The organism is Streptomyces sp. NPDC057638, from assembly GCF_042800315.1.
Classification (GTDB): Bacteria; Actinomycetota; Actinomycetes; order Streptomycetales; family Streptomycetaceae; genus Streptomyces.
Genome location: NZ_JBHVHF010000166.1, coordinates 1 through 17,721 on the forward strand (window position 1 = coordinate 1; position 17,721 = coordinate 17,721).

The following is a 17,721-nucleotide window of genomic DNA, read 5'->3' on the forward strand; positions in this document are numbered from 1 at the left end:
CCTCACAGGAGTCCCCCCACGCCGGGTCAGACAACCCGGTGGGCGGCCGCGGTTGGCTTCCGTTGCGGCCCTCTTGAGGTTGTGTACGTCAGCTCACTCAGCAGCCGTTGCTGGTGGCGCTGGTGGGCAGCTCAGCGTCGGTCTTCGACGCGTCCATCGTCTGAAGGTCCAGAACGTTCATCGTGACACCTCCTTCTCGTCGGCAGGGAGCTCGGTGAGCTCAGGGGATGAGCACACGGCGGCTGGTTCAGCAGCCGTTGCTGGTGGCGCTGGTGGGCAGCTCGGCGTCGGTCTTCGACGCGTCCATCGTCTGCAGGTCCAGAACGTTCATCGGGGCACCTCCTCTCCTGGTGTCGGGGGCCCGGACCGGGTTCGGTCCGGAAGTCGTGGGGTCTCAGCGCCGCGCGGGCACCGGACCGGGCTTGAGGAAGGGCAGCGGGGGGTGCCCGCCGCGCTGGAGCGAGGAGAGGACGGCCAGCACCCCGGCGTTGCCGGTCGCCAGGTCCATGGAGAGCCGCAGGCTGTCCCGCCCGGGGAAGGCGACATGACCGTCGTAGGCGAGCGCGTTCCAGTGGAGATGGGCGAGGTGCTCCGCGACCGGGTCCGCGTCGACGCCGCTGAGGTGGTGGCGTACGGCGTGGGAGACGGCCAGCAGCCCGGCGCGTCCGTTGAAGAGCTGGCTCTCCAGGACGTAGGGGGCGCGGGCGGCGCGGGCCAGCCCGGGCAGCGCCCCGGTCACCCGGGGGTCGCCGGTGGCGTCGGCGAGCAGATCCGCGACGAGCGCGATCCCGCCGGCCCCGATCTCCAGATAGGTCAGGGCCCGGTAGCCACCGTCGACATGGAGCACCCCACCCGGCTTCTCCACACACAGGTCGAGATCGCGGTGGACGGCGGCGAGCGCGGTCTCCAGCCGGCGCTTGTCCCCGGTGGTCTCGTAGAGCCTGAGCAGGAAGAGCGCCACCCCGGACCAGCCGCGCAGCAGCCCGGCACGGGTGCCGGTCTCCCCGGCGACCGTGTCGATGCCGTGCGGCCGTCCGTCGTGTACGGCGGCGGAGAGCCGCTCGCCGATGGCCAGGGCCGCGGCGCGGTACGGATGGCCGGGGCCGTCCGCGAGATGGAGCAGATTGAGCCCGATCCCGGCGAGCCCGCTGTGGAGGGAGACATCGGTGACCTCCTCCAGCTGGGCGCGGTGGCGCTCGATCAGCTCGTCGGCCTCGGCCCGGCGGCCGAGCAGGTCCAGGACATGGGCGACGCCGTGGGCGCCGTCGTAGAAGCCGGGCCGGATGTGCTGGGCGCGGGCCGAGCGGACCAGCCACTCCTCGTACGCGGGACGCTCGGTACGGAACGGATCCCCGGCCATCGTCAGCGCCCACAGCACCCCGGCGGCGCCATGGGCGAAGGAGCCGGGCGCGGTACTGAACTGGAGCGGGTCACCGGGGAAGAGCCGGTCGGCCCGCCCGGGGGTCGCGGTGGCGTGGATGGCGCGGGCCAGTGAGTCCCGTACCGCCGTCCAGTCGGGGTCGGGGCCGTCCAGCGCGGCCCCGGCCCGGGCGGTGACCCGGCGGGCCCGCGCCGAGCGCGGCACGTCGCGCTCGGAGAGGATGACCGAGCGGAGGCTCTCGCCGAACTCCGGCGGTGGCGCGAAGATCCGCTCCGCCTCGGCGATCAGTGTCTCCGCCTTCGCCGGGCAGATGTTCAGCAGCGAGGTCGTCGGCAGATAGAACCAGAGGTGGAGCACGGCCAGGGAGTGCTCGTCGACGTCCGTGCCGGTCTTCTCGCGGGCGGTGAAGCCGGGGAAGCCGAGGACGGGCCGGACGGGTTCCCCGGCGGGGAAGGCCATCTCGAAGTCGACGAAGGCGATACGGAAGACGCTCTCGCCGCCGTTCGGGCCGTCCGTGGCGCGGTCCTCCTCGATGAGGATGTTGCCGGGGTGCAGATCACCGAAGACCACCCCCTCCGTGTGCAGTCGGCGCAGCAGCGCGGCGATGGCGGCGTGGGCGCCCTCGGCACGGCGGGTGTAGTCACGGATGGCGCCGGGGGTGCTGGTGGCCCAGTTCACGACGGGGTGGTTCAGCGTGAGCCAGCGCTGGAGGGTCATGCCCTCCATCCGCTCCATGGCCAGCATCCGATGGCCGCCGAAGGTGAAGCTCTCATGGGCCTCGGGGACCCCGGGCACCTCCTGGAGCAGGCGCAGGATCCGTTCCTCGTTGCCGAGCCGGACCACGGCGTCTCCACCGTCGGTGGTGGTTCCCGCGTGGGGGCGGGCCTCCTTCAGGATCACCCGGCGGCCGTCGGAGCGGCGCACCGCGCCGTAGACCCCGCCGCCGTTGGAGAAGTGGAGGACTTCGTCGATGGTGTAGTCGATATCGCCGCTGGGGGCGGCGCGCCGGTCGATATGCGGCTGGAGGACGGCGGGTACGGAGACGCCGTCGGGCACCTGGAAGAAGGGCTGTCGCCGATCGGGTACGGGAGTGCCGTCGGCTCCCGTCAGGGCGAGCACCTGGGCGCCGTCCTCGGTCCAGCACCAGCGTTCGGTGAAGGCGCCGTAGCGGAAGTAGACCGGCCCCTCGCCCCAGCGGCAGTCGGTCAGGACATAGGGGCCGTCCATCCCGGCGAGCCGCTCGGCGAGCTCGGTCGCGCAGCGCTCGAACTCGGCCTCGTCCCGGGGGTAGATCGCGATGAACTTGCCGCTGCCCGCCCGGGGGGCGTACTTGGAGTTCATCGCCTCCAGCACCCGGCGGGTACCGAGGTGCTTGAACGCGACGCCCGTGTCGAGACAGTGCCCCGCCACGATCTCCAGCACCTTGTCGGCGTTGGCCTGCGTCGCGGAGACATGGATCTTCCAGCCCTGCTCGACCCCGGACAGGGCCGTCGGGGCCTGCGGGGCGTAGACGCTCCACATCCGCTGCTTCCGGACCCGCCAGCCCTCGGGTACGGCGGCGAACTGCGGCGGGCAGAAGACCTCCTGGTCCTCGCCCTCCTCCGGCGGGGCGAAGAAGACGGGATCGGAGAGAACGAAGATCGTCCAGTCGACGGCCATGGCTTACCTCCTCCACGAGGACTCACGGAACGGGGGGTCAGGGGAATCGCGGTGCGTGGGGTGCGCGGGGTGTCTCGGACCCGCGGGGTACGCGGGGGACGCGGGGGACTCAGTGGACTCGCGGCATGCTCAGAGTTCACGGAATCCAGGGAACCCGAGTACGTCGCGGAATTCGCGGAAATCACGGAGTCCACAGGGCTGACGGGAGCCGCGGAATCTCAGGGATCCGATATGTCACGGCCGACAGCGGATCCGGTCCGAGCGGGGATCCCGGTCGACGGCGCGTGTCCCGGTCGAGCCCATGCTGATCGCCTCAAGGAGGTTTCGATCACGAATGAGGGGCGCTTATCGAGAGAAGACGCCCGCGGTGGCGGCGGACTCATTCCGCCGACGCTCTTTCAGTTACCCGGAAGGACCGGGCCCAACTCTTTGACGCTGGCCCGGCCGAACCGGGTCTTCATGTTCCCATAAGCGATAGCGAACTGACAAGCCCATTTCTGAGATATCCATCGAGGGCCCGTCGCGACTCCGCCTTCTCGGGGCTCATCCGCGCATGCTGGACATCCTTGGCCGAGCCCTCCTCCCAATGCCCCTTAAGGAAAAGGGATTCATACTCGGCCCGCAGCATGGACCAGACCGTCAGATCGTAGAACTCACCGCCGAAGGGCATGCGGTCACGCAGCACGCCCTCCAGGACGAAGAACTTGAGCCGCATCACCATCTCCAGCATGGGCCGGTTGAACAGACCCACCCTGAACTCCAGCCGATGGGCCGCCAGATCCTCGAAGAGATGCTGGATGACCAGGCCGAACCCCTCGGCACCATAGCCCCTGGACCAGAGGCCCTCAATGCCGATCGCACCACTGATCTCAAACATCGTGGAGCGGATACCACCGGCCCTGCGGAACTTCACCATACCGACCGGACGCCCGTCCAGGGTACGGATCGTGCAGTGCTGCGAACCGGAAGCCGCGTCCTCCCGCAGGGCCGCCACGGTCACCTGCTCACCCGCGTCGCCGGTGAGTGAGGCAATACGGCTATCCGGTGTGAACCAGCGGACGAAGATTTCATAATCAGCCTCACTCGAATAAGAGATCGTGACCATACGGCCAGACCTCAGACCCGGTGTGACTTCTTCCGTCTCAACGGTCATTCTGCCTTCTTCCCATCTTCTCGGCCGCCGCCCACAGTGCCCGGCAGCGGATGATCCGTCAACCATTCTTCGGTGATGTGCCGACCTCTTCCCGTATGACCATGTCCCGCCAGCGGGACAGAGAAGCCGACAGACTCCACCCGCTGGCCAATTCCACGGTGAACACCCTCATGGAACCGGCAAGGAGACGGATATGGCGGGTGCTTTTCCGGGACCTCTGTCCGGATCTCATGAAAAGGGTGATGGCCACCACCGGCCACCAGGGCCCGGCCCATGGCCGGGTGCGCGATAAGGGCCGCGCGATACGGGCGTCGACGCGGGCCGGCCCACCCCTGTGTGGGCGCGCCGGTTCCCCCACGGTGGCGGAACCGGCCCACCCCTGTGTGGGCGCGCCCCCGGACGGGTGGAGCCGTCATGCCCACCGGGGTGGGCGGAGCCCGGCCACCCCGGTGGGCATGACGGGGCCGGAGGGTTAGGACCTGTCCGGGCGATCTTGCCGGGACCGCGACAGCCGCCCGGACAAACCTTTAGGGAAGGGTCGCGGTGGAGTACTGGTGGCGGCAGGCACCCCGCTGGATCTTCCCGCTCGTGGTGCGCGGCAGCGCCCCCCTCCGCACCGTCACCACCTCATGCACCGCCAGCCCATGGTGGCGGCTCACCGCCTGCCGTACCCGCTCGCAGAGCGCCGCGGCGTCGGCCTCCGGCAGTCCCAGCATCGGCGGGTCCGCCTCCATCAGCACCACCAGCCGCTGTGTCTGGTCGCTCTCGACGCCGATCGCGGTGGCGGAGACGGGCGCGACGGATTCGACGGTGGCTTCGATGTCCTCGGGGTAGTGGTTGCGGCCACGGACGATGATGACGTCGTCGAGCCGTCCGACCACGTACAGGGCGCCGTGGTGGACGAATCCCCAGTCCCCGGTGCGCAGCCAGCCGCCGCCGTAGACGCGGGCGGTGCGCTCGGGCTGTTCCCAGTAGCCGTCGGTGGCGTTGGGGCCGCGGGTCCAGATCTCCCCGACCCGGCCGTGGACCTCGTCTCCGCTGTCGGGGTCGGTGATCTGGACGCTCACCCCCGGCAGTACGGTGCCGCTGCCCACGAGGGGGACGGTGTCGGGCCCTTCGGGCGCGGGCCGCACCTCGCCGCCGGTGAGCGCGGCCCGGTCGAAGTGGTCGCCGACCGCGCCCAGGCCGTTCGGGGTCATCGCCACCGAGAGGGTGGCCTCGGCCAGTCCGTAACAGGGGACGGGCGCCGTACGGCTCAGTCCCGCCCGCTCGAAGACGTCCAGGAAGGCGTCGACGGAGCGCGCGTGGACGGGTTCGCCGCCGATGGCGAGCGCGTTGAGGCCGCTGAGGTCGAGGGTGGCGATCTCCTCGGCGGAGACGCGCCGTACGCAGTGCGCCAGCCCGAAGTTGGGGGTGACGGTCCAGTCCGCGCGGTAGTCGGAGACGGCCTTGAGCCAGCGGTAGGGGCGGTGCAGAAAGCTCATCGGACTGAGGTGGACCATATGCATCCCGGCGCTGAGCGGACTGGCGATGGCGCAGATCAGCCCCATGTCATGGAAGAACGGCACCCAGGAGACGGCCGCTTTCGCGGGCATGAACCGGGTGCGCATCTGGTACGCGGCGGCGGCAAGGTTGGCCTGGGTGACCCGCACCCCGGCGGGCCGTCCGGTGGAGCCGGAGGTGTACTGGAGGTAGGCCACCTGGCCGGGCTCGGTCGCGGGGCGACGCCACCGGTCGGCGCCTTCCGCCGGTATCCGGTCGACCTGGAGCACCAGCCCTCCGCCCCAGCCGGTCTCGGTGAGTGCCTTGCGTACGGCGCGTACCGAGCGGGTGGTGGTGAGGGCGGCGACCGGGGTGCTGTCCTCGACGACGGACCAGAGCCGGGTGTGGCTGCGGAACAGTTCGGGCGCGAAGAGCGGCACGGCCACCATGCCCGCGTACAGACAGCCGAGGAAGGCGACGACATAGGTCTCGTCATGGGGGCAGAGGATCGCGACCCGGGACCGGGCGGGACAGTGTTCCTGGAGTTCGGCGGCGACCGCGCGGGCGCGCTGGTCGAGTTCGCCGTAGGTCAGCGTGGTGACGGTCTCGTGCCGCCGGGTCTCTCCGGGGATCCGGCGGTCGTCGAGCACGGTCAGCGCGGGCGCGTCCGGGCGTTCCCGGGCGAAGCGCGCCACCGTGTCGCCGAGGTACTCCAGCCGGACGGTCTCGGGCCCGAGATCCGTGAACGTCATGGTGCTGGGTGAGGTGACGGGTCGGGCGGTGCCGGTGGTCATGAGCGCTTCCCCAGATCTTCGATGACGGTGACGGCGGACGCGTCGGAACCGGTGACGGCGGAGGCGTCGGAATCGGTCGCGGGCAGCAGCAGCTGGGTCGCGGCCAGTTCGCGGTAGAGGGCGTCCTCGCCGAGCAGCTCCTCGTGGGTGCCGACGGCGCGGACCCGGCCGGCGTCCATGACCACGATCCGGTCGGCCATGGAGACGGTCGAGAGCCGGTGCGCCACCACGACGACGGTGGTCTCACCGCTCACGGCGGCGATGACCTCGCGCAGGGCGTTCTCGTTGCGGGCGTCGAGCTGGCTGGTGACCTCGTCCAGCAGCAGCAGCCGGGGCCTGCGCAGCAGCGCCCGGGCCACGGCCACCCGCTGGCGTTCGCCGCCGGAGAGTTTGCTCCCCCGGTGGCCGACCTGGGTCTCCAGTCCGTGCGGCAGCCGTGCGACGACCTCGGTGAGGCGGGCCTGGTCGACGGCGCGGTGGAGTTCCTCCTCGGCGACGCCGGTGAGCCCGATGCAGAGGTTCTCCCGGATGGTTCCGGCGAGCACGGGGGCGTCCTGTTCCACATAGCCGATGCCGGAGCGCAGTTCGCTGAGGTCCTTCTCGCGCACATCGGTGCCGTCGATGAGGACGGCGCCGCTCTCCACGTCGTAGAACCGCTCGATCAGCGCGAAGACGGTGGACTTCCCGGCGCCGGAGGGGCCGACGAAGGCGGTCATCCCACCGGAGGGGATCTCGAAGCTGACCCCGTGGTGGACGATCGGATTCCCGGCGGGGCTGTCCCCCGGATAACGGAACACCACATCGCGGAAGGCGACGGAGGCGGGCGGGGTGGTGTGTTCGCGGACCGCGGTGGCGGCGTCCGGGCGGACACCCTCCGGTTCGGTCCTGAGGGTGAGCATCTCGCCGACCCGGCCGAGGGCCGCGGCCACCACGTTGAACCGGGTCATGGCCTGGACGAGGGCGCCGAGCGGCATCACCAGATAGAAGAGGTAGAGCAGGAACGCGACCATCGTGCCCAGGTCCATCGCGCCGGAGGCGACCCGGGCGCCGCCGACGCCGAGGACGGCGAGGAAGGCGATCTGGATGGTCACGGTGATGGAGGCGTTGATCCAGGCCTCCAGCTTGGCGACCTTGAGGCTGTTGCGCCAGGCGCGGAACGCGCCGCGCTCGGCGATCTCGGCCTCGGTGTGCTCGGCGCCGGAGGCCTTGATGGTACGGAAGGTGCCGAGGACGCGTTCGAGGGCGGTGCTCAGCTCGGCGACGCCCTCCTGTACCCGGCGGGAGGCGTTCTCCAGCAGCGGCAGACCGAGGCCGACCACGGCCGCGCCGAGGACCAGGGCCCCGAGCGTGGTGAGCAGCAGCACCCAGTCCATCAGCGCCATCGCGACGACGATGGCGGTCAGCATCACCGTGCCGGTGACGGTCTCCACCAGGGAGGTGGTGACGGCGCTGCGCAGCAGGGTCGTGTCGGCGGTGGCGCGGGACATCAGATCGCCGGGCGCGAACTTGTCGGTCTCCCCCAGCCGCAGCCACAGCACCTTGCGGATGACCTCGCGGCGGGAGTTGAGGACGACGACCTCGGAGACCCGCATCAGGACGAAGGTGCCGACCGCGCCGACCGCGGCCGAGGCGAGGACGATGGTGGTGAGCACGATCAGCGCGGCGAGGACCGGGCGCTGGGCCTCCAGGTCCTCCACCACGATCCGGGCGACGACGGGCTGGATGAGCCCGGAGAGGCCGCCGAGCAGGGAGAGACCGCCGCCGAGGACGATCAGCCGCCGCTGGGGGCGGAGATAGCGGAGCATGGCCTGCCAGGCGTCGGCCCGCAGCACGGCGGGACGCCGCCGGTCGGAGCCCTCACCCGGGCTCCCGGTCTCACCGGCCGCGCCGACCCTCCCGGCCTCACCGGCCTTGGCACCCTCAGCGCCCTCGCGCGGACCGCCGTCCGTCCGCCGTCCACCAGCCGTCCGCTGTCCTCCGTCCGTCCCACGCCCCTTGTGCGAGGCACGGTCGCCGTACGGAGGCGGGGTCGCCGGCTCCGGTACGGATGCCCGGTCCTCCGTACCCCCGGCGGACCGCTCACGCGCCGAATCCGGCATCGCCGCTCTCCTCCTCTTCCAGCAGCCGGTCCGCGTGCTCCCTCAACACGTCACGCGCGGCACGCACCTCGGGAGCGAGCGGGCGGTCGGCCGCGAGGGGCGGCGAGAGCCGGGCCAGCTCGGCCCAGACACCGTCCCCGGCGGGGGCGGCGCCCGCCAGGGCCGCGTACTGGGTGACACCGAGCCCCAGCGAGCCGACGACCAGCCAGGCCAGGTCGATCGCCTCCCCCACCGAGTTGGCGCCGTTGAGGGCCATCGGGACGTGGTCCTGGTTCCAGCCGTTGGTGGGCAGGGAGGTGAGACCGGAGGGGAAGACCAGCTGCCGGATCCGGGAGGTGAAGGAGGTGGCACTGAGCTGCACCCCCGCCAGCCCGCTGCCCCGGCCGGGCTGGGGCGTGAGCATCGGCGGCAGATCGCCGTTGGTCTGCGGCGCGCACAGGAGCGCGAGCTGGCGTTCGGCGAGGAAGGCGACCTGCTGGAGGCAGAGCCCGATCTGGTCGGAGGCGAAGCCGACGGGCATCGCGTGGAAGTTGCCCCCGTGCAGGAACTCACCCTCGAAGTACAGCGGGTTGTCGGTGCATCCGGTGGCCTCGCGGACCAGGATCTCCTCCTGCGCGGAGAGCTGGTCGAGTACGGCGCCGATCACCTGCGGCGCACAGCGCAGGCTGTAGGGCTCCTGGAGCGGGCGGGCGGGATCGCGCCGCTGGTCCTCGGGCAGCCCCCCGCGGATCCAGCTCGCGGCGTGGATCTGGCCGAGCTGGCCCCGGGCGTAGCCGACACCCCGGTGGTACGCCTCCGGACTGGACCCCAGCAGGGTGACGGCGCGGGCGGTGAGCGTGGCGACGGCCCGGCAGATCCGCAGCACCTCACGGTGGTTGAGCATGGTGACGGCGAGACTGACGCTGGTGCCGTTGACGAACGACAGCGCCTGGCGCGCCTGCCAGACCAGGGGCGGGGCCCCGATGGCGGCGAGCGCCTCGGCCGAGGGGTGGATCCGCCACTCACCGCTCTCGTCGCGCAGCCATGCCTCGCCCTCCCCCGCGAGGGCGAGTGCCGCGTGCGCCAGCGGCTGGAGATCACCACTGGCGCTGACGGTTCCGTCACGCGGGATGACCGGGGTGAAGCCCTTGTTCCAGAGGTCGGCGAGGGTGTTCCAGAACTCGGGGGCAATCGCCGAGTACCCCTGCCGCATACCGGTCAGCCGTATCCAGAGGACGAGTCTGCTGGCCTCGGGGCTCAGCGGTCTGCCCTGGGCGGTGGCGAGATGGGCGATCAGCCCGGCCCCCTGTTCGGCGCCGGACTCGCTGGCGGAGTACAGGACGAGCGGCCCGAAGCCCCGCGTCACTCCGTACAGCTGTTCCTCGCGGGCGAGGACACGGTCGAGTCCCTCGACCCCGGCGCGCATCCGCTCGGCGTCAAGGGGACCGCACTGGTCCAGGACGGCTCCGGCGCGCGCGGCGCGCAGGATGTCGGCGAGACGTTCCTTCTGAGAAGTCCCGACGGCCTCTGTGATCACGTGACAGCTCCTGCATCTGTGGGAAACGGTGACTGGACCCGGCGCAGCTTGCCGGTGTCGGAGCGGTCGATCCGCTCGACGACATGGACCCGCCGGGGGCGGACCCCCACGGTGGAGCCCGCGATCAGGGCGCGGACCGCGCCGCTTTCGAGCCGGCCGCCCGGCACCGGCACGACCAGCAGATCGAGTTGCTCACCGCTGAGTCCGTCGGTGACCGGGAGGCAGACGAGATCCGCGCAGTCGACGACGGCGCGCAGCGCGTCCTCCAGGTGATCGAGGTTGACCCGGCGTCCGTTGATCTTCACCAGCCGTCCCCGGCGACCGCTGAAGCGGAAGCGGCGCGGCCCGGCGCGCCGTACGTAGTCATCGGTCTGCCAGACGGTCAGCGGCTCTCCGCCCGGCTCCGCCGCCAGCCGGGGACTGCGGATACGGAGGAGGGAGTCCCGGTCCACGCCGTCAGCAGGCTCTTGCTCTCGGCCCTGGTCTTGGCCCTGGTCTTGGCCCTGGTCTTGGCCCTGGTCAGCGAAGACGACATCGTCGAAGAGGTGCCAGGCGGGCTCTCCCCGGTCCCAGGTGCGCCACGCGACCCCGCCGGTCTCGGTGGAGCCGAAGACCTCGGTGACCGAGACCCGGTCCGCCCCCGCCGAATCCAGGAAGTCGGTCACGGTCGCGGGCAGCAGGGCGGTGCTGTGCAGCAGCGTCAGCCGTTCGGCCGCGCGGCTCCAGGCCGCCTTGCGGCAGAGCACGGAGAACGACCACGGCACGGCGACCACGGCCCAGCGGGTGCCGGGCCGTTCCGGCATCGGACCGAAGTAGTGGGGGCGGTACCAGACGGGCAGCCCCAACCGGGCCGGAACGAGCAGCGTGGCGAGCGCGCCGTAGACATGGCGCGCGGGCGCGAACGACAGCACCGCCTCCGGCCGCTCCGGGGCCAGCAACCCGGCCAGCAGCCCCGCCTCACTCCACAGCTGCTCGCGTGTACGGCGCCAGGGGCGGCCGGGGCCGGTCGTCCCCGAGGTGTGGAACTCCACGGTGTCGGGGAGCAGTCGGTCCACCAGGGCGGCGGGGTCCTTCACACGGTCCCACCGCACCAGCCAGGGGCGGTCGTTGACCTCCGGGGCGCCGGGGGTGGCGCTGAGCAGTTCCTCCGGGGTGACCTCTGGGTACACCGGGTTTCCCTCCATACGACTCCATCGCGTCCAACCTCTCCATCCCGCCCACGCCCCCACGGGCCCGCCCCCACCCGCGAGCGGGCACGCGGGCGGGGGCCCGCACGGCGGGGGCGGGGCAGGAGGGATTTTCACCCACCGTGGTCACTCAGTAGCAGATTGACAAGATCCGCCACCGTCCTCACCCCCGCCAACTCCTCGTCCGGAATTTCCCCGCCAACCTCCTTCTGGAGCGTAAAGGCAATCTCCACCATGGAGAGCGAATCGATACCGAGATCATCCACCAGAGCCTTTTCCGGAGCCACCTCGGACACCGGTACCCCCGTCACTTCTTCAATCGTTTCCGCAACATATTGCAGCGCACTTTTTTCACGGTTGGCGGCAACCATTGTTTTCTCCCTATTCTGAGAACCGGGGAGCAGTAGAACCCCACCCCCGACACAAACGCAAGGCCCCTCCCTCGCCGTCCCGCCGGCGGGACGGCCACCCCGGGCGCACCGCGCGGAGCACCGGTACCCAGCTGACCCGGGGCAGGGCTCCGGTCCGGGGCGCACCCTCAACCACCGGCATCTCAAGCTGAGTTAAGAAGGAGTTACGCACGGCCAAACCACCGGGGAGCACATCGCCCCACGCCACGGCCCAGCACGATTCGGACTATCGGACTCCGGATATCGGGACCGCATCGCCACCGAAGACAACGCGTCAGAGTCTGGCACTTCTTACAGAATCAGCGCATTCATTTCGCTGGACACTGTAGGTGCCAGTGGGGCAGACTCCGAAGAATACCCGCGGCCGGACGGGTAATCAGCATGCACGAACGGAGGTCGCCGTGCCTGTCAAGATAGGGGATAACCATTCTCCCCAAGCGATATCCAGAGGGCACTCAATTCAACGAACACCGCAGCCTTCGACAAGGGAAGCAGCCACGGACGCCGCACCACCAGCCCCAAAAGCCCCTCTGAGTACCTGTCGTACCGCACTCGATCTCCCCGCGGATATGTCCCTGGAGCGCTGGAAGAGCGTGGGCCGCCATATCTTCGTCATCAGCGACTCGTCGGGCTGGTGGCTCGGGGACTGGCTGATCTACGGCCAGGCACACTACCCCCAGCGTTACAAGGCGGCCATCGCGGACACCTCCCTCAGCTACCAGACGCTGCGCAACTACGCCTGGATCGCCGGGCGTTTCCCCGTCGGGCGCCGTCACAGCGGTCTCAGCTTCCAGCACCACGCCGAGGTCGCCAGCCTCGACGAGGGGGAACAGGACCGCTGGCTCGGCCTCGCCGCCAGCTCGGGCTGGTCCCGTAACGAACTCCGCCGCCATGTGCGCGAGAGCCGGGGGCGCGCCCATGAGCGGCCTCAGCGGCGGACTCCCGCCGCCCCCCGGGACGCCGCGCTGCGCACCGGACGCGGGGCGATCCAGTTCCGTCTGTCGTCGGAACGCAGGATCCACTGGGAGAAGGCGGCCGCCAACGAGGGGCTGGAGCTGAGCGCCTGGATCCTCGCCGTCCTCGACGGGGGGCTCGAACCCGCGTGCCCCTCGGTCCCCGCTGTCGGCCTCGCCCGCCCCATTCCCGCCGGCCGCGCCCTCGCCGCCGTCTGTCAGGGCCAGGCACGGGACCAGCGGCCGTTCGAGACCTCCTTACCGCAACACCGGACGCTGAGCACATCAGCGGCCCTGTGCCGCGTGCTGCCCGGAGTCATCCCGGGCCGGGTGCCGCGTGACCGGTGGGAGACCGCCGTCCACCGCGCGGCATCCGCCGCTCCGAACCCACCGTCGCCGTCGCTCCCCGGAGGGAACGCACCAGCATGACCATCAACGTGTGGAACTACCTGGCGGAGTACGAGACCGAGCGCGAGGAGATCCTCGCCGCGGTCGACAACGTCTTCCGCTCCGGGCAGCTGGTCCTCGGCCCGGAGGTCCAGGAGTTCGAGCGCGAGTTCGCCGACTACCACGGCGCTCCCCACTGCGTGAGCGTCGACAACGGCACCAACGCGCTCGTCCTGGCCCTGCGCGCGCTCGGGGTCGGCCCCGGGGACGAGGTCATCACCGTCTCCAACACCGCGGCGCCCACCGTCATCGCGATCGACGCGGTCGGCGCCACGCCCGTCTTCGTCGATGTCGATCCCGACACGCTGCTGATGGACGTGGCCCGGATACCCGGCGCGCTGACCGAGCGGACCAGATGCCTCCTGCCGGTCCATCTCTACGGTCAGTGCGTCGACCTCGACCCTCTGATGGAGATCGCCCGCGAACACGGTCTGAAGGTGCTGGAGGACTGCGCGCAGGCCCACGGCGCGCGGCGGAACGGACGGCTCGCCGGTACGACGGGGGACGCCGCGGCCTTCTCGTTCTACCCCACCAAGGTCCTCGGGGCCTACGGCGACGGCGGTGCCGTCGTCACCTCCGACCCGGAGATCGACGCGTCCCTGCGGCGACTGCGGTACTACGGCATGGAGGAGCGCTACTACGTCGAGTCCACGCCCGGCCACAACAGCAGGCTGGACGAGGTGCAGGCGGCCATACTGCGGCGCAAGCTGAAGCGGCTCGACGGCTATCTCGAACGCCGCCGCGCCATCGCCGACCGCTACGCCGAGGGCCTCGCGGGCACCGGCCTCGTCCTGCCGCCCCTGGCCGAGGGCAACGACCACGTGTACTACGTCTATGTGGTCCGCCACCCGGAACGTGACCGGATCATCGAGGAGATGGGCGGGCGCGGGGTCTCGCTCAACATCAGCTACCGGTGGCCCGTGCACACCATGAAGGGCTTCGCCCACCTCGGTCTCGGCCCCGGCGCGCTGCCGGTGACCGAGGCGGCGGCGGACGAGATCTTCTCGCTGCCGATGTACGCCTCCCTCACCAAGGACGACCAGGACACCGTCATCGAGGCACTGCGCGAGACACTCACCGCGCTCTAGACCGTGTCGTCGGGAGAGGCCGTCCCCGGAGGGCCGGCCCGCTCCCGACCGGCGCGAACACGACACGCCACCGTCCCTGGTCCGGCCCGCCGCGCTCCCGGCGGGCCGGACCGGGCGCGCTGTTGCCCTCCGTACCCCCTCACTTCGTATCTCCTCGCCATCCCTTCATACATACGTACGAACCCGCGCCGGAGGTGCGCCATCGTCACGGCAGAAGCCCACCAGGGCACCGGTACCGTCCAGCGCGTCCCCGGCGGGGGCGGCTTCAGCGCCTGGTGGGACGAGCGGCGGCGCGGCTCACGGCTCTCGGTCACCCCGCTCCCCTTCGCCGATCTGGACCAGTGGCGGTTCACGGCGGAGGGCGACCTCGCCCATGACAGCGGACGGTTCTTCACGGTCACCGGTCTGCGGTCGTACGAGGGGGGAAACCAGCTGCGGGACCAGCCGGTCATCTCCCAGCCGGAGATCGGGGTACTGGGAGTGCTGCTCCGGGAGTACGACGGCGAGCCCCACGTCCTGCTCCAGGCGAAGGCCGAGCCCGGAAACATCAACGGGCTCCAGCTCTCGCCCACGGTGCAGGCGACCCGCAGCAACTACACCCGGGTCCACCGCGGCGCGGCCACCCGCCATCTGGAGCACTTCACGGGCGCCCGCCCGGGACGGGTGCTGGTGGACTCGCTCCAGTCCGAACAGGGCGCCTGGTTCTGGCAGAAGCAGAACCGGAACATGGTCGTGGAGGCCGTCGGCGAGGTCGAGGAGCACCCCGACTTCCACTGGGTGGGCTTCGGTGAGCTGAGGGAACTCCTCCGGCAGGACCATCTGATCAATATGGACACCCGCTCGGTGCTCGGCTGTCTGCCGCTCTTCGCCCCGGCGGGAGCCCGGCGGGAGAGCGGCACGCCCCGGCACACCATGCGTTCCGTCCTCAGCTGGCTGATCGATGTGAAGGCCCGTTCCCCCTGGCACACCCGGCTGATCCCGCTGCGCGCCGTCGAAGGCTGGTCGCGTACGGAGACCGAGATCTCCGACGAGGACGGGCACGGATTCCGGATCGTGGCGGCGGGGATCGAGACCCGGGACCGCGAGGTGCGCCGCTGGAGCCAGCCGCTGCTCGCGCCGCGCGGCCACGGCCTCGCGGCCTTTCTCGTCCGCCGCATCGACGGAGTGCGGCATCTGCTGGTCCAGGCGCGGGCCGAACCGGGCCTGCGGGACCTCATCGAACTCGCCCCGACCGTGCAGCGGTCGGGCATGGCCGGGGCGGCGGCGCTCGGCGGCACCGGCCCCTTCGAGCCGGAGGCGCTGACCGACTCCCCCGGCCGGGTCCTCTATGACGCGCGGCTGTCGGAGGAGGGCGGACGCTTCCATCACGCCGTGACCCGCTACCGGATCGTGGACCTGGGGGCGGACTTCCCCCTCGATGTCCCGGAGAACTACCGCTGGCTGACGGCGAACCAGCTCAGAGAGCTGGTACGGCACGGCCACTACGTGAACGTGGAGGCCCGCAGTCTGCTGGCGTGCCTGGCCACGCTGGGCTGACCGCGCGGCACGGCCCGCCGCTCCCCGCCGCGCCGGGGACACCCGGCCCCTGTCCCCTCACCCCCCGCCCGCCCCGGCGCTGCTGTCCCCCACCCGCCCCGGCGCTGCCTTCCCCCCACCCACCCCAGCGCTGCCCTCCCCCACCCACCCCGACCCTGGTGTTCTCCCCACTCCGGCCGCCCGCCCCCGCCGTGCCGCCCTCCGGCCATCCGTGACCCCCGGCCCGCGGCCCGGCACCCGGCAACTCCTCCCCCCACCCGACCGAGAGGCATCCTCACCATGCACTGGCACGCACTCGGCGTCAGCGGCGCCTACGCCTTCACTCCGGACGTCTACCCCGACCAGCGGGGACTCTTCGTCTCCCCGTTCCAGGCCGACGGCTTCACCCGGGCCACCGGCCGCCGGATGTTCCGCCCCACCCTCACCGGTCACAGCCGCAACCGGCGCGGTGTCATCCGTGGTGTCCACTTCACCACCACACCGCCCGGCATGGCGACCTATGTGAGCTGTGCCCGGGGCAGCGCCCTGGACTTCGTCGTGGATCTGCGGGTGGGCTCACCCACCTTCGGCCGCTGGGACTCCGTAGTCCTCGACGCGGAGAAGTTCCACTCCGTCTATCTGCCGGTGGGTCTGGGCCACGCCTTCCAGGCCCTGGAGGACGACACCGTCGTGTCGTACCTGCTCTCCGGCGGCTATGTCCCCGAGCACGAGCGGGCGGTCTCCGTCTTCGATCCGGAGCTGGGGCTGCCGCTGCGCGAGGACATCCCGCCCGTCCTCTCCCCCCGTGACTCCTCGGCGCTCTCGCTCGCCGAGACCCGGGAACGGGGGCTGCTGCCCGACTACGCCACCTGCCTGCGACTGGACGCCGAACTGGGTGGCGGGCCCGCCACCGAGTCCGGCGACGGAGAGGGAGACCACCATGACTGAGATATTCGACCCGGCCGGGTTCGGCGCCCCGGGCACCCGCCCGCGGGTGACCGTACTGGGAGCGTCGGGATTCCTCGGCTCCACCGTGACCACCCTGCTGGCGCGCTCCCCCATCGCGCTGCGGCTGGTGGCCAGGCGGCCCAGCGCCGTCCCCGCCGACGCGGTCGCCGAGGTCGAGGTGCGCGCCGCCGATCTGACCGACCGGGCGGCGCTGGCCGAGGCCGTCGCCGACAGCGATGTGATCATGCATCTGGTCTGTCACCGCTCCTCCGCCCAGGCGTGGCGGACCGGCGACGACCCGGTCAGCGAGCGGGTCAATGTGGGCGTGGCGCGGGATCTGGTCGAGGCGGTGCGCGCCCAGGGCGGCCCACCGCCGGTCTGTGTCTTCGCCGGCTCGACCAGCCAGGTCGGACTCGCCGCCGCCGCACGGGTGGACGGTACGGAGGAGGACCATCCGGCCAGCGGCTACGACCGTCACAAACTGGCCGCCGAGCGGGCCCTCCTGGACGCCACCCGCGAGGGCGTGCTGCGGGGGATCTCGCTGCGGCTGCCGACGGTGTACGGGGAGTGCCCGAGCCCGACCGCGACGGACGGAGGCGTGGTCACCGCGATGGCCCGGCGCGCCCTGGCGGGACAGCCGCTGACGGTCTGGCGGGACGGCGCCATCGGCCGCGATCTCCTCCATGTCGAGGACGCGGCGCGGGCGCTGCTCGCCGCTCCGGCCCATGCCGCCGAACTCGCGGGCCGGCACTGGCTGGTGGGCACCGGCCGTACCAGCAGTCTGGCGGACTTGTTCGCGTCGATCGCCCGGGTCGCCTCGGAACTGAACGGGCGGCCCCCGGTGCCGGTCGTCACCGTCGAGCCGCCGGAGCACGCCTCGGCCGCCGACTTCCAGAGCTTCACCGTGGACTCGTCCGCCTTCTGGAAGGTCACCGGCTGGGAGCCCGCGGTCACCTCGGAGGAGGGGCTGGCACGGACCGTGGGCTTCCTCGCCGGTACGGTCACGGGCTGAGCGCGCCGGGGCCGCCCGGGTGGGCGGTCCGGGGCCGCCGGCCGCCCGTACGAGGACCCAGACCGCGGGGCGGCGCC

The 17,721-nt window shown here is 71.3% G+C and carries 12 protein-coding genes; 5 read left to right on the plus strand and 7 right to left on the minus strand.

Going from position 1 to position 17,721, the window contains the following annotated elements:
• Window positions 1-394 precede the first annotated feature (394 nt).
• The 7 genes from lanKC to ACFVIM_RS21650 form a co-directional block, all read right to left on the minus strand.
• Window positions 395-3,040: a class III lanthionine synthetase LanKC gene (gene lanKC / locus ACFVIM_RS21620; RefSeq protein ID WP_384303597.1), complete on the minus strand. Its 2,646-nt coding sequence runs from the start codon at window positions 3,038-3,040 to the stop codon at window positions 395-397.
• 457 nt (window positions 3,041-3,497) lie between these two features.
• Window positions 3,498-4,193, minus strand: coding sequence for a GNAT family N-acetyltransferase (locus tag ACFVIM_RS21625; protein ID WP_384303599.1), 696 nt, complete (start codon window positions 4,191-4,193; stop codon window positions 3,498-3,500).
• A 527-nt stretch (window positions 4,194-4,720) separates the two neighbouring features.
• Window positions 4,721-6,469 (minus strand): fatty acyl-AMP ligase, encoded by a 1,749-nt coding sequence (locus tag ACFVIM_RS21630; protein ID WP_384303601.1) that lies wholly within the window; start codon window positions 6,467-6,469, stop codon window positions 4,721-4,723.
• A complete protein-coding gene (locus ACFVIM_RS21635; protein ID WP_384303603.1) occupies window positions 6,466-8,568 on the minus strand; it encodes an ABC transporter ATP-binding protein in 2,103 nt (700 codons plus the stop codon). Before ACFVIM_RS21635 ends, ACFVIM_RS21630 begins: the two co-directional genes overlap by 4 nt.
• A complete protein-coding gene (locus ACFVIM_RS21640) occupies window positions 8,549-10,084 on the minus strand; it encodes an aromatic amino acid lyase (RefSeq protein WP_384303605.1) in 1,536 nt (511 codons plus the stop codon). The genes ACFVIM_RS21635 and ACFVIM_RS21640 overlap by 20 nt, the downstream gene beginning before the upstream one ends.
• Complete coding sequence (locus ACFVIM_RS21645; protein WP_384303607.1) at window positions 10,081-11,268, minus strand: hypothetical protein; 1,188 nt, start codon at window positions 11,266-11,268, stop codon at window positions 10,081-10,083. The genes ACFVIM_RS21640 and ACFVIM_RS21645 overlap by 4 nt, the downstream gene beginning before the upstream one ends.
• Before the next feature lie 116 nt (window positions 11,269-11,384).
• Window positions 11,385-11,642, minus strand: coding sequence for a phosphopantetheine-binding protein (locus tag ACFVIM_RS21650; protein WP_384303609.1), 258 nt, complete (start codon window positions 11,640-11,642; stop codon window positions 11,385-11,387).
• 440 nt (window positions 11,643-12,082) lie between these two features.
• Here ACFVIM_RS21650 and ACFVIM_RS21655 point away from each other — a divergent pair, with 440 nt between their 5' ends.
• From ACFVIM_RS21655 to ACFVIM_RS21675, 5 genes are all read left to right on the plus strand, one after another.
• Window positions 12,083-13,063 carry an LmbU family transcriptional regulator gene (locus ACFVIM_RS21655; protein WP_384303611.1) on the plus strand — a complete coding sequence of 327 codons (981 nt, stop codon included), beginning with the start codon at window positions 12,083-12,085 and terminating at the stop codon, window positions 13,061-13,063.
• Window positions 13,060-14,169 (plus strand): DegT/DnrJ/EryC1/StrS family aminotransferase, encoded by a 1,110-nt coding sequence (locus ACFVIM_RS21660; RefSeq protein ID WP_384303613.1) that lies wholly within the window; start codon window positions 13,060-13,062, stop codon window positions 14,167-14,169. The genes ACFVIM_RS21655 and ACFVIM_RS21660 overlap by 4 nt, the downstream gene beginning before the upstream one ends.
• Window positions 14,170-14,172: 3 nt before the next feature.
• Window positions 14,173-15,705: an NDP-hexose 2,3-dehydratase family protein gene (locus ACFVIM_RS21665; protein WP_384303615.1), complete on the plus strand. Its 1,533-nt coding sequence runs from the start codon at window positions 14,173-14,175 to the stop codon at window positions 15,703-15,705.
• A 279-nt stretch (window positions 15,706-15,984) separates the two neighbouring features.
• On the plus strand, window positions 15,985-16,632 hold the full coding sequence (locus tag ACFVIM_RS21670; protein WP_384303617.1) for a dTDP-4-dehydrorhamnose 3,5-epimerase family protein: 648 nt from the start codon (window positions 15,985-15,987) through the stop codon (window positions 16,630-16,632).
• On the plus strand, window positions 16,625-17,644 hold the full coding sequence (locus tag ACFVIM_RS21675) for an NAD-dependent epimerase/dehydratase family protein (RefSeq protein ID WP_384303619.1): 1,020 nt from the start codon (window positions 16,625-16,627) through the stop codon (window positions 17,642-17,644). The genes ACFVIM_RS21670 and ACFVIM_RS21675 overlap by 8 nt, the downstream gene beginning before the upstream one ends.
• Window positions 17,645-17,721 lie beyond the last annotated feature (77 nt).